The 12122-nt window shown below is 42.8% G+C and carries 14 protein-coding genes and 3 pseudogenes; 13 read left to right on the forward strand and 4 right to left on the reverse strand.

Features of this window, described 5'->3' with window-relative positions:
* From V756_RS0114755 to V756_RS0114765, 3 genes are all read left to right on the forward strand, one after another.
* Positions 1 to 564 carry a YpmS family protein gene (locus V756_RS0114755; RefSeq protein WP_024715332.1) on the forward strand — a complete coding sequence of 188 codons (564 nt, stop codon included), beginning with the start codon at positions 1 to 3 and terminating at the stop codon, positions 562 to 564.
* A 12-nt stretch (positions 565 to 576) separates the two neighbouring features.
* Entirely contained in the window at positions 577 to 771 is a 195-nt protein-coding gene (gene ypmT / locus V756_RS0114760; RefSeq protein ID WP_024715333.1) for a protein YpmT, read from the forward strand.
* A 71-nt stretch (positions 772 to 842) separates the two neighbouring features.
* A complete protein-coding gene (locus tag V756_RS0114765) occupies positions 843 to 2180 on the forward strand; it encodes an MATE family efflux transporter (protein ID WP_024715334.1) in 1338 nt (445 codons plus the stop codon).
* A gap of 50 nt (positions 2181 to 2230) precedes the next feature.
* On the opposite strand, the gene V756_RS0114770 is transcribed toward V756_RS0114765, so the two are convergent.
* Positions 2231 to 2656, reverse strand: a complete 426-nt coding sequence (locus tag V756_RS0114770) for a MarR family transcriptional regulator (RefSeq protein WP_003241533.1) — start codon at positions 2654 to 2656, stop codon at positions 2231 to 2233.
* Between the two features lie 131 nt (positions 2657 to 2787).
* On the opposite strand from V756_RS0114770, the gene msrA reads away from it, so the two are divergent.
* Both msrA and msrB read left to right on the forward strand, forming a co-directional pair.
* Positions 2788 to 3321, forward strand: coding sequence for a peptide-methionine (S)-S-oxide reductase MsrA (gene msrA / locus V756_RS0114775; protein ID WP_024715335.1), 534 nt, complete (start codon positions 2788 to 2790; stop codon positions 3319 to 3321).
* On the forward strand, positions 3322 to 3756 hold the full coding sequence (msrB, locus tag V756_RS0114780; RefSeq protein ID WP_024715336.1) for a peptide-methionine (R)-S-oxide reductase MsrB: 435 nt from the start codon (positions 3322 to 3324) through the stop codon (positions 3754 to 3756).
* A gap of 44 nt (positions 3757 to 3800) precedes the next feature.
* On the opposite strand, the pseudogene V756_RS1000000124725 reads toward msrB, so the two are convergent.
* Positions 3801 to 4675, reverse strand: a pseudogene (locus V756_RS1000000124725) (polysaccharide biosynthesis protein); the annotation flags it as partial.
* A 124-nt stretch (positions 4676 to 4799) separates the two neighbouring features.
* Here V756_RS1000000124725 and V756_RS1000000123575 point away from each other — a divergent pair.
* A pseudogene (locus V756_RS1000000123575) lies at positions 4800 to 5101 on the forward strand (phytase); the annotation flags it as partial.
* Between the two features lie 3 nt (positions 5102 to 5104).
* Here the strand turns inward: V756_RS1000000123575 and cgeB are convergent.
* The gene (gene cgeB, locus V756_RS0114795; protein ID WP_024715337.1) at positions 5105 to 6058 is read right to left on the reverse strand and encodes a spore maturation protein CgeB; all 954 of its coding nucleotides are present in this window, start codon (positions 6056 to 6058) and stop codon (positions 5105 to 5107) included.
* Between the two features lie 6 nt (positions 6059 to 6064).
* Entirely contained in the window at positions 6065 to 6466 is a 402-nt protein-coding gene (gene cgeA, locus V756_RS0114800; RefSeq protein WP_024715338.1) for a spore crust protein CgeA, read from the reverse strand.
* A 187-nt stretch (positions 6467 to 6653) separates the two neighbouring features.
* Here cgeA and cgeC point away from each other — a divergent pair.
* The 7 genes and pseudogenes from cgeC to V756_RS0114830 all read left to right on the forward strand — a co-directional run bounded on the left by cgeC (position 6654) and on the right by V756_RS0114830 (position 12119).
* Positions 6654 to 6975, forward strand: a pseudogene (cgeC, locus tag V756_RS01000000122480) (spore maturation protein CgeC).
* Between the two features lie 64 nt (positions 6976 to 7039).
* Complete coding sequence (gene cgeD, locus V756_RS0114805) at positions 7040 to 8320, forward strand: spore maturation glycosyltransferase CgeD (RefSeq protein ID WP_024715339.1); 1281 nt, start codon at positions 7040 to 7042, stop codon at positions 8318 to 8320.
* A 28-nt stretch (positions 8321 to 8348) separates the two neighbouring features.
* Positions 8349 to 9128, forward strand: a complete 780-nt coding sequence (gene cgeE / locus V756_RS0114810; RefSeq protein WP_024715340.1) for a spore maturation N-acetyltransferase CgeE — start codon at positions 8349 to 8351, stop codon at positions 9126 to 9128.
* 79 nt (positions 9129 to 9207) lie between these two features.
* Positions 9208 to 9321: a YjcZ family sporulation protein gene (locus V756_RS1000000124830; protein WP_032682117.1), complete on the forward strand. Its 114-nt coding sequence runs from the start codon at positions 9208 to 9210 to the stop codon at positions 9319 to 9321.
* 130 nt (positions 9322 to 9451) lie between these two features.
* On the forward strand, positions 9452 to 10774 hold the full coding sequence (locus V756_RS0114820; RefSeq protein ID WP_024715341.1) for an aspartate aminotransferase family protein: 1323 nt from the start codon (positions 9452 to 9454) through the stop codon (positions 10772 to 10774).
* 17 nt (positions 10775 to 10791) lie between these two features.
* Entirely contained in the window at positions 10792 to 11481 is a 690-nt protein-coding gene (locus tag V756_RS0114825; protein ID WP_024715342.1) for a CoA transferase subunit A, read from the forward strand.
* Positions 11466 to 12119 (forward strand): 3-oxoacid CoA-transferase subunit B, encoded by a 654-nt coding sequence (locus V756_RS0114830; protein WP_024715343.1) that lies wholly within the window; start codon positions 11466 to 11468, stop codon positions 12117 to 12119. Before V756_RS0114825 ends, V756_RS0114830 begins: the two co-directional genes overlap by 16 nt.
* The last annotated feature ends 3 nt before the right edge of the window (positions 12120 to 12122 follow it).

A 12122-nucleotide genomic window follows, 5' to 3' on the forward strand; every position in this document is an offset into this window, starting at 1 on the left:
ATGAATAAGTGGAAACAACTGTTTTTTATATTGCTTGCAATCAATTTGATCCTTGCCGTTGGGGTTATGGCACTTGTTATGCTGCCGGGTAAACAAGCTCAGGTGAAGGATTCAACTGATAGCGAGTATGGATTTCAAGTGACAAGCACAAAAGAATCATTAGCAGCGTTTGTCAACTCATATTTAAACGACAAAGCATCAAACAAGCTTGATTATAAAGTAGAGATTGATGACGATGTTCATGTCGCAGGGAAAATCAAGGCATTTTCCACGTCCATTGATGCGTTTATCGCTTTTGAACCGACTGTGAAAAAAAATGGTGATGTGGAGCTGAATGTTACTCAATTTTCGTTAGGAAAATTGAGTATACCGATTAGCTTTGTGTTAAATTATATGGACAGTTTTTACGAACTGCCGTCATTTGTCCACGTTCATCCCGGCGATAAAAGCATTGAAGTGCGTCTGTCAGAAATGCCTTTAACGAATGGAATGTATGTCAAAGCGGATAAAATAAATTTGGAAAAAGATGAAATTGAGTTTTCCTATTACCATCCTAAACACTAGAGGTGACTGAAAATGAGACGGATTTACCAGTATTTCAGTTTATTATCCTTTACATTTTCCCTGTATTTCGGCTGGCTTGCTTATCATCATCTGGCCGCTGAAGATATGGATCAAATGTATTTGAACATTTCCTATTGTGCCTTGTTCCTAAGTGTGATGGTGCTTACATTCGGTATGAGAGACCGGAAAAAAACCGATAAATCATGAAAAAAGAGACATGAAACACCGTCTCTTTTTTCATGCGGTCTGACGAAAATTTGAGAACATAAGGAGAAATAATGAAAGCATACGATTTTACACAGGGAAACGTGCTGAAACAGCTTGTGCTGTTTTCAACGCCGATTATGCTCGGAAACGCTTTGCAGGTTTCCTTTCAATTGATAGACAGTATGTGGATCGGCAATTTACTGGGGGCAAAGGCCCTTGGGGCAGCGGCGGTATCAAGTACGATTGTATTAACCGTGCTGTCTTTCATTTTGGGCCTTAACAATGCGACGTTAACGATTTTGTCACAGCAAAAGGGAAAAGATGATGAAAAAGGAATGGCGTCTTATATTAACGCTTTTGTTGTTTTATTAACGGGCCTAAGCATCGGTTTCGGCGCGGCTGGTTTTTTTCTGTCAGAGCTTTTGCTCCGCCTTCTAAAAACGCCGGAGTCTATGATCCCGCTTGCTGAGTCTTATTTACAGATTCAATTTATCGGCATATTGTTTTTGTTTGGTTATAACTTTATCAGCACTGTGCTTCGGGCGCTTGGCGACAGCAGGACACCGCTTCGGTTTATAGCCTTTGCCGTTGTGCTGAACACAGTGCTGGCGCCGCTCTTTATTTCTGTGTTCCGCATGGGAATAGCGGGAGCTGCTTATTCGACGATTTTGTCACAGGGCATTGCGTTTCTGTATGGATTGTTTTATGTCATCAAACACAAGCTTGTGCCGTTCTCTATCCCCCGGCTGCCTAAATGGGAGGAATCTGCGCTGATTTTGAAACTCGGAATTCCGGCCGGTCTGCAGATGATGGTGATTACGGGCGGAATGATGGCAATTATGAGTGTTGTCAACTCCTACGGGGAGCACGTGGTGTCAGGGTTCGGCGCGGTGCAGCGGCTCGACAGCATCATCACGCTTCCCGCTATGGCTGTCGGTACGGCAGTCAACAGTATGGCGGGGCAAAATATCGGAATGGGAAATGAGAAAAGAGTGGGAAAGATTGCGAGACTGGGTGTGATGGCTGTTATTTCTTGCATGCTGGTCATTGCAGTGATGATTTGGGTATTTGGTAAATACCTCATGAGGTTATTTATCAGCGAGCCTGATGCTGTTGCATTTGGTGAACAATATTTGCGGTGGATCGCTTTTTTCTATCCTTTTATCGGAATTAATTTCGTGCTGAACGGAATCGTCAGAGCGGCGGGAGCGATGCTGCAGGTGCTCGTTTTAAACTTGATATCGTTTTGGGTTTTGAGATATCCTTTCACTGCTCTATTTTCGGCTTGGCTTGGACAGAAAGGAATCGGTCTTGGGATCGGAATGAGTTTTTTATTAAGCAGCTGTGCGGCATTTTTGTATTACAGATACGGCCGCTGGAAAACAATGAAACTGTTTACTGAAAAATAAGTGAAGCGCTGCGAAAAGCACATACCCATATGAGCGGTATGTGCTCTTTTTCATCGTTTTTTATCAAGTTTGCTGAATAGCTCGATTAATGAAGCAAGTTCGGCATCACTGTAGCAGTCGAAGCGTTTAAAGAAATATTCCGTTTTTTTCTCGTTGAAATGCTGAAGGACTTTTTCGCCTGCTTCGGTGATATGAATGCGGATGATGCGTCTGTCTTCCTTCGATCTGATTCTCGTAATCCATTCCTTTTCTACCAGCGCATCAGTCACAGCAGTAATGTGGCTTGCCGATACCTCTAAAATTGGCGCAAATTCGGTGACTTTTTTAGGACCTTGCTCGCTGAGGATCCGCAGAATGGTAAATTCATTCCGCGACAGTTCTTTATCTAGAATTTCATTGATTTCATTCCGTATTTGTTTAAAGACTTTACGAAGTAAAGTTTCCATATCATACATCATCTGTGTTCTTACTTTCAAATTTGTGAACCTCCATTACATAAGCATATTGCTTAAAACCTATAAATTTTATTGAAAAGCAGAATCATTTTCATTCTATTTTTACATGCTATAATATAATAATACCACGTATTAACAAAGGAGGCACCAGTATGTCTGAAAAAAAAGAAATCGCCACATTTGCAGGAGGCTGTTTTTGGTGTATGGTTAAACCTTTTGACGAACAGCCGGGGATTGAAAAAGTGGTGTCCGGGTATACAGGCGGCCATACTGAAAACCCTACGTATGAAGAAGTGTGCAGTGAAACGACGGGACATCGTGAAGCCGTTCAAATCACGTTTGATCCTGATGTATTCCCATATGAAAAACTGCTTGAATTATTTTGGCAGCAAATCGATCCGACAGATGCCGGCGGGCAGTTTGCTGATCGCGGCAGTTCCTACCGCGCAGCCATTTATTATCATAACGATAAACAAAAGGAGCTTGCGGAGGCTTCCAAACAGCGTCTGGCGGAAAGCGGCATCTTTAAAGATCCAATTGTAACGGACATTTTAAAGGCCGAACCTTTCTATGAAGCGGAAGGCTACCATCAGCATTTTTATAAAAAGAATCCAGCACATTATCAGCGCTACCGGACAGGTTCCGGACGTGCCGGATTTATTCATCAGCATTGGGGGGCGAAATAAATGGCGCACAATAAAGAAGAAAAAATAAAGTCACTAAACCGCATGCAATATGAGGTGACGCAAAATAACGGCACGGAGCCGCCGTTTCAAAATGATTATTGGGATCATAAGGAAGAAGGCCTGTATGTCGACATCGTGTCAGGCAAGCCATTGTTTACATCTGAGGATAAATTTGATTCCCACTGCGGCTGGCCAAGCTTTACAAAACCGATTGAGGAAGAAGAAGTAGAAGAAAAGCTAGACACAAGCCACGGTATGACTCGCACAGAAGTAAGAAGCCGTACTGCTGATTCTCACCTCGGCCATGTATTCAATGACGGGCCGGGGCCAAGCGGGCTTCGTTACTGCATAAATTCAGCAGCGCTGCGGTTTGTGCCGAAGGAAAAGCTAAAAGAAGAAGGATACGAAAGCTATCTGCATCTCTTTGATAAATAAAACACCAAAAAACAAGCCTGCCTATTGGATAGACAGGCTTGTTTTTATGCCTTTTTTTCTTGATGCAATTCTTCAATAATCTGGGCAATTCTTTCGTAATGAGAGTGGCTTGATCCGATTGATACCCTGGAAAGTTGACTTTGCGAAAATCAGGATGTTTTTCCGGCTCTGGAAGGATCGCATAAAGGTTGCCCCATTAATACCCAACTTCATGAGGAGATGTTAGTTCTTCGTGAAGCTTTTTACCTTAGCGCTTGCTGACTTCTACTGCAGCCGGCCGCGGGAGCCCGTGCTGCGAGGCATATTCTTCAAAACATGAATCAGTTCTTCAAGTTTCAATGATTCCATTTTGTAGTTTTGCAATAGCTGCTGATTGCAATGTCAGTATAGCCGCATCGACTATGCTCATAAAAAATCTGGTCATGTTCTTGTCTGTGATGGTCAGTGGTTCGCCCTCCATCATTTGTTCAAATAAAATAGGAATGACCGCCCCCTTGAGCCGAGAACATTACCGAAGCGGACAGAATAAAACATGGTTCCTCTGTTTTGAACGTGGCGGTTTGCTTGATGAAACAGCTTTTCAGATAACAGCTTGGTGGCACCCATTGTGTTCATAGGAGATACACTGTTTATCTGTACTGATATTGACGACATGATTCACATGATGTAACGGGGCAGCCTTCACCACATTCTGCCCGCGATGAGATTGGTCTCTTCACATGTCGGAACCTGTTTCAGCGCAGCCGCGTGAAAGGCGATACCTACGCTTTTCAATTACCTATTCACCCTTCTGTGATCACACACATCTCCGAGTGCCAGTAAAAGACGCTTATCCTCCGCATACTTTTGGCTCATGACAGTTTACTGTTCTTCAGCTGAATACAATCACTTGTTTGGGTGTAAGCAGCAAAAGGCATTTGTCAAAACAGAAAAATAAACAAAACTGCAGAATAATTTAACTAAATGAATAATGTACTAAATATTCATTGTAGATTTATTTCGCACAGCAAAAACAACTCTGTCAATCTCTTCTCACGTGCCATGCAGGCAAAAGTGATTTAAGAGTCAGGAAAACTATAAAAAAGGTTCATGCAATAAACGGGGATAAAGGAAAATTGAAAAGCATTACAGCTCCTAAACATCCTATTTCACTGATTTTTCTAAGGTTTACGGATTCAGCCTGTATCACAGCAAGGAAACGGGAGCTTTTAATGCATTAGTGACCGGCAAACAAGGCGAATTTGAGCAGTATGAAATTGTGATAATGGAAAGGGGGATGTGACAGGGAAAAAGAGTGCGTGAATGTAAGCTGAGAATGAAAAAATCGTTCATAACAATGAACGATTTTTTAAGAAAGCGCCAGATGAATCGCCTTTAGTTTTACAGGGAGCTCATCAAACGTATTTGCGGGTACGGTCTCTTTGTAATTGGATGCTGCTGCTTTATGCCGTTCCTCAGGATGGTTAATATAGAAAGCGGCTTTTTCCTTAAAGTCGTTGATGCTGTGATAAGAAATAAAGGATGAAAAAGGAGGGGCCGCGGGTAAATCTGTTAATTGAAATGCTTCGCATGCAGCGATATCAAATGTTCGGTTATTAAAACTGACGTTTTTGATGCGCATATGATTTTTGTTGAAAGCGAAATGATAAGGACGATGTGCATTGATCACGATGTCCGCCCCGTTATAATAATGGACAGCCTGTTCGGGCGGAACCCATGTGCTGACGACATCGATATGCGGCTGTTTGAGTACTTTTTTAGGCAGATATTTTCTCCATTCCGTACCGATTACTCGAATCGTGTAAGGCAGATGTACCGCTTCTTTCATAAGCTGAACCCGATTAGGGTAAGGATAGCCGATCAGAAGCAGATTTGAATGGAAGGAATGTTTTGTGTCCATTTTTTTAAACAGCCGATGATTAACCGGAATGGGAATGTAATAGACGTGCCGGCAGCCAAGCTCACGATAATAAAGAGCGGCATTTTGTTCAATTGTTAATATGGCGTCAGCGTGCTTCATCACCTGAAGACTGATATCAATATAAAACGGGTCTTCGGTCAGCCAAACGTATACGGGAATACCCTTACCCTTTAACCAGGTCAGCCAGTCGTGAGGAACGTGGTCTCCAACCATCATAAGTGCGAAGTCCGGCTGAAATGTTTCGATCTTCATCAAAGATTCTGCTTCAGGTTTATATGCAATCATATACTCTGTATGAGTGTTCTGAAAACACTCTTCAGCCCAGCGATCAAAATAACTGTATATTCCTCCGTATCCCGACTGGATATACAAGACTTTCATCGGGTGTTATGAAAAGAACGTTACGCTTTCTACTTTATCTACATCAATTAATGTTGTAGCTTGGCCTGCCGGAGTGACGGAGCTTTCCTGTGTGACATAAACAATACCATGAACCTGATCAAAATCAACGAAGACAACCGGTCCGATCATGTCACCAGAATCAGTCACAATGCTGAGTGTCGTGCCTGGCGTAACTCTGGCAAAAATCCATCTTGGCGGAAGGGAAGGGTCTAAAAGAGATTCTGTCGTAACCGTTTCACTTTCATCTACTTTTTGATCGATGGCAGCTTCAAGCAAGGCTTTAAGATTACTATCCATGTTTTCTCCTCCTTCTGTTGCAGTTGGAAATAAAGGACTTAAAACGGTTTTAATCAAATCCTTTTTTAACTGTGCATTTTCAGAGCTCATTACATACACCTCCTATTCAATAGTGAACTCACGTTAATCATATTCTTCTGGCTGTTATTTGGTATGAGTCGAACGCCGTACCTGATCTATTTTTCATGTATTTAAGGAAAATGCTGATTTTTTAATGGAATGGACATAGTCCTATACCATAAATCAAAGTTACTCATATTGTGAAACAGAGACAAGGATAAGGGAGAAGGATGATTTAGATTTAGAGAATCAATTGGATCAAGAAGAAAATCGAGATGAACTGCATTTTATTTTGCTTTTGCTAATTCTGCTGATACGTTAATTGTCTTCTGAAAGAAATCTATTTGATCTCAGACGCCAGCTTGTATTTGCAAAAGAACATGGTGTACCGGTTTCAGCGGTTCATCTGTCGAATGGAAATATGCTTTAAAGCGTCATCGCAAAAGAGGTTCTGACAGATGTGGTTGTTTTTCAAAACCTGTTAAATAACATGGGATCTAATCTCGCACTCTCAAGTGGTAAGCTGGGGTGCTTTTTAAATGATGTCAGATGCTCTGCTTACAGCAGAGCTGTTTTTATGTTTGACGATGGGGGGCTGTATAGGTGGGAGAGAAAGTGTCTATTATTTTAACAAGTTACAACAAACCTGATTATCTGCAAAAAGCGATTGAAAGCGTCATGAAGCAAACTCATGATCTCTGGGAGCTTTTTATTATGGATGATCATTCTAATGAAGAAACGACTGCGGTGATTCACAAGTACCTTCATGACCGGCGCATTCGTTATCAAAACAGTTTTATACATCCTGCTGAACGATTAAAAACAACCCGTTATGCCACATTAATCAATGCCGCACTCCCATTTACTGACGGCGATTACATTTCCTATCTCACTGATGACACTGTTTATCATCCAGAGAGGCTGAGCCGGATGGTGCAGACGTTTTCAGATAAGCCTGAGGCACAGGCAGTCTATTCAAAACAGAAAGTTGTACATGTAAACGAACGGGGAGAGGAAATCTCATATTTCTATAGAAATGCCAATACAGTGCTTCATCAGGCTGCATTTCAAGTCGATCACTGCTCAGTTATGCACCGTCGTTCGTTACTTGATCGTATTCACCATAAATATGGAAACTATTGGGATGATGATATGAAGCATTGGAATCATGGGGACTCAATTTTTTGGTCCAGGATCAACAACTTTGCCCCCTTTCTGCCGATAAATGAAGTATTAGATATAACCTATAAAACCCCTGATTCATTTCAAAATGCTTATCGGTTTCTGCCCGCCGATTTGATTGACGGCTCTTTTGTAAAAGGTTCAGATCAACATGTGTATTTTTTTGATCAGGGTGTCAGGCATCCTGTCGGGGAAAGATGGGGTTCATTGTATCTAAATCGGACTGTGGCAGTTCCAGATCCATATTTATTCCAATATAGGATCGGGAAAATTTTAAACATTCCGAATTATATTGTAGTGAAGGAAGCTGACCAGCCCGCAATATTTTATATCGAAGCCGGAAAAAAAAGGCGGATTGCCGGTCAGTATGCTTTTCAGTTTTATCAATTTAAAAGAAAAGACATACTGACAATTGAAAAAGAAGAACTAGCGGCGCTGCCGGAAGGGCTGCCAATTACGCGGGAACGCTCTGAATTGATTGAAAATCCGCCTGGACGAAGGCTGTTTTTCATAGAGCGTGAGCCGTTTTTATTTTTAAACGGCGTATTTCACCCGATTAGTAAACAAGTAGCAAGGAAGTTCTTTTTACATCATAAGCCAATCTCCGCTTCTTTCCGAAATATTCAGCAATTTCCAATTGGAAAGCCGTTTGATCCGGTGTACGATGAGATTATAAAGAAATTAAATATTGCAACTGAATAAAGGGATAGGTCATAAAAAGGAGACGTTCATGACAGGACATTATTCAAAAACGGAACATCAATATATATTGTTAACGTCTGAATCAGAATCGTTTGATCATTACAGTGTTTATAGAGATTCGAAGCTTCCGCAAATTTTTTCTCATAATTTTGTGCAGCTCCATGATACGTTTCCGTTGGAGCGGCTACTGGATTTTTTGCCATCCGTACCAAAGCTGCTTGATGCGAATTATCTCCATTTAAAAGCGTCGCCAAAGCATGTTTTTCCGCTCGGTTTGAAGCAATCGCTAGTGAAAAACGGGTTTGTCGTCGAGGATGAGCTGTTATATGACATGAAGCTTATTGACTGGAAGGAGCAGGTGGGTCATCCGATAACGGCATGGGGGACAGCAAAAAGCCTTAGTGATGGATCTTCTATTATGAAAATTTACGATTCGATTTATATAGGAGAAGCGATCGCTCAACAAAAATTAAAAAGAAAATATCCTTTTTACGAAGCGGGAACGATCATCCTTGTTGTTTGTTACAGCGACGAGGCCCAGAAGATTCCCATCGGGTGCGGCGAGCTGTTCATTCATCCACAAGAGAAAACAGCTAAAATCGAAGAAGTGGCCATTTTGGATCAGTTTCAAAGGAAGGGCTATGGCAGTATCTTAGTGAAAGAAATGCTGTCCATCGCCAAGTCACTAGGAATGGAAGCAGCCTATTTAGTGGCTACAAGTACTGATGGCGCTACCCATTTTTATGAAAAGCTGACGTTTAAAAAATATGAGCGGGTGCATACTGTTTTTCATTATTTCCTTACATGAAATAGGCGATTGCACAAACCATTTGGGACTTGGCCCGCATAAAATGCCGTATATCGTGATAAGAAAGGATGAAACCAGCATGTATGGATACCCTGGATACGGTTACGGGTGTGGCTGCGGGATAAATACATTTGTATTGATTGTTGTCTTGTTTATTTTGCTAATTATTGTCGGAGCCACTTTCATTTGCTAGATGATGATATTCAAAAGGAGTCTTTCTGTTCAGGAGGGCTCCTTTTTGTATGAAAAAGTTTTTGCGGGGAACGTCATGACGCAATTTGGACACTCATACAATAGATCAAAATGGTTTTTGAGGTGGGAACATGAGCAGTTATTTGATTAAGCCCGAGCTTAGTTCGGCCTATCCGGTTGTCAGTTATGCAAAGGGTTCATATGTTTATGACCAGACCGGAAAAAGATATCTTGACGGCTCATCAGGTGCGGTGACATGCAGTATCGGCCACGGGGTTCGTGATGTGACTGAGAAGCTGAAAGAACAGCTTGATCAGGTGTCTTTTGCTTATCGCTCACAGTTTACGAGCGAACCTGCCGAGCAATTAGCCGCACTCTTGGCCGAGGAGCTGCCGGGAGACGTGAATTGGTCTTTTTTTGTCAACAGCGGATCGGAAGCGATAGAAACAGCTATGAAAATCGCCATTCAGTATTGGCAGGAAAAAAAGCAGACACAAAAATCCATCTTTTTGTCACGATGGAGCAGTTACCACGGAATAACTTTGGGAGCGCTTTCATTATCAGGCTTTTATGAAAGGAGATACCGGTTCACCCATCTCATTGAGCGGTATCCAGCTATCTCAGTTCCACACATGTATCGGCTGAATCATGGGGCAGAAGAAAACCTTGTTCAGACTGCAGCTGATGAACTGGAAACTGCGATCAAAAGAATCGGGAGCCAATTTATCGCCGGCTTTGTGGCTGAACCTATTATTGGGGCAGCTGGAGCAGCGATCACTCCGCCTCCGGGATATTATGAAAGATTAAATGAAGTATGCCGCACGCATGATGTGCTCTTTATTGCAGACGAGGTGATGACAGGAGTTGGAAGAACAGGAAAAATGCTCGCGACAGAGCATTGGCACACTGTTCCTGATATTGCTGTACTGGGGAAAGGGCTAGGCGCCGGGTATGCGCCTATTGCTGCTGCCGTTGTATCTGATCCTATTATTGAAACGATCAAACAAGGTTCAGGTGTGATTATGAGCGGCCACACGTATAGTGCACATCCCTATTCGGCCAAAGCTGCTTTAGAAGTTTTGCGGTATGTGTTAAAGCACGGCTTGATCAAACAATCAGCAAAAAAAGGAGCTGTGCTGAAAAAGAAGCTTAAAGATGCGGCATCTAAAAGCGAAATCATAGGTGATGTGCGCGGAAAAGGTCTGTTATTAGGCGTTGAATTTGTTGCAGACAAGAAAACGAAGAAAGTGTTCCCGCCAGAGCGGGCGATTACCCAGTTTATTGTCGGCGAGGCGAAAAAACGCGGACTGATTGTATATCCTGCCAAAGCAGGAATCGACAGCGGGGAAGGAGATGCTGTTATAATTGCTCCTCCTTTTACGATTTCAGATGATGAAATGAAAGAACTTATATCTATTTTTTCAGAAACAGTTGCAGCGGTCGAAAAAAACTGAAAAAGGGTTGAAATGAAATGGCGCCATTTCAAAAAACGATCAGCATCGAAACAGCAATTGCGGATGTTCAGGACGGATCCGTCCTGATGTTTGGCGGTTTTGGGGGAGTCGGCTCGCCTCCTTCATTGATTGAAGCTATATTGGACAGCGGTGTAACAGATTTAACCGTCATTTGCAATGATGCCGGTTTCCCGGAAATAGGGATCGGTCCGCTTATTGTCAATCAACGGGTCAAAACCCTGATCGCATCGCATATCGGTTCTAATCCTGTAGCCGGAAAACAGATGACAGACGGAATATTAGAGGTCCAATTTTCACCGCAGGGAACGCTTGCAGAACGGATTCGCGCCGGCGGAGCGGGACTCGGCGGCATTTTAACCGATGTCGGTATTGATAATCAAATGGTCTGTGAAAAAAAGGACATCGTGACTGTGGCGGGAAAGCGATACTTGGTTGAAGAGGCGCTGACGGCAGATTTTGCCTTCATCAATGCGCGCATTGCCGATGAATTCGGCAATGTGACGTATGATAAAACAGCGCGCAATATGAATCCGCTTATGGCAATGGCCGCCAGGAGAACCTTTGCCGAAGCTGAGCGTATCGTCCCGATGGGAGAAATCTCCGAAGAAATGATTGTCACACCGGGGGTTTTTGTCGAGGGGGTTGTGAGAAGCGAAGGAGTGAAGTGGAAATGGGCTTGGGAGTAGCAGAGAGAGAACAGATCGCAAAACGGGCCGCTTCTGAAATCAAGCAGGGCATGATTGTGAATCTCGGTATCGGCATCCCATCCTTAGTGCCGAACTTTTTGCCGTCTGACATGCAGGTCATGCTTCAGGCGGAAAACGGTGTGCTCGGGATTGGCGAAAGCCCTCATAAGGGAAAAGAGGATAAACATTTATGCAACGCCGCAGGATATCCTGTCCGTGCTGTAAAAGGGGCATCTTATTTTGATACAACGATGTCTTTTGCGATGATCAGAAGAGGCAAAATCGACATTACGATTTTAGGAGCCCTGCAGGTGAGCCGCTCAGGCGATTTGGCAAATTGGCTCGTCCCAGGAAAAAAGGTGCCGGGCATGGGCGGGGCGATGGAACTGGCCCAAAAAGCGAAAAAAGTGGTTGTCGTCATGAGTCATACTGATCAAAAGGGAAGGCCTAAATTAACAGAGACATGCACGCTTCCTTTAACTGCAGCAGGCTGTGTAGATTTGATCATTACTGAAAAAGCGGTTTTTGAGGTTGACGGCTATCATTTTATTTTAAAAGAGCTGATGAACGGCTCGACAATCGACGAGGTGTTGAAGGTGACTGAAGCTGAAATCAAAATAGATATGCCTTTTTCTTAAAAG

This window comes from Bacillus tequilensis KCTC 13622, assembly GCF_000507145.1.
Lineage (GTDB): Bacteria > Bacillota > Bacilli > Bacillales > Bacillaceae > Bacillus > Bacillus tequilensis.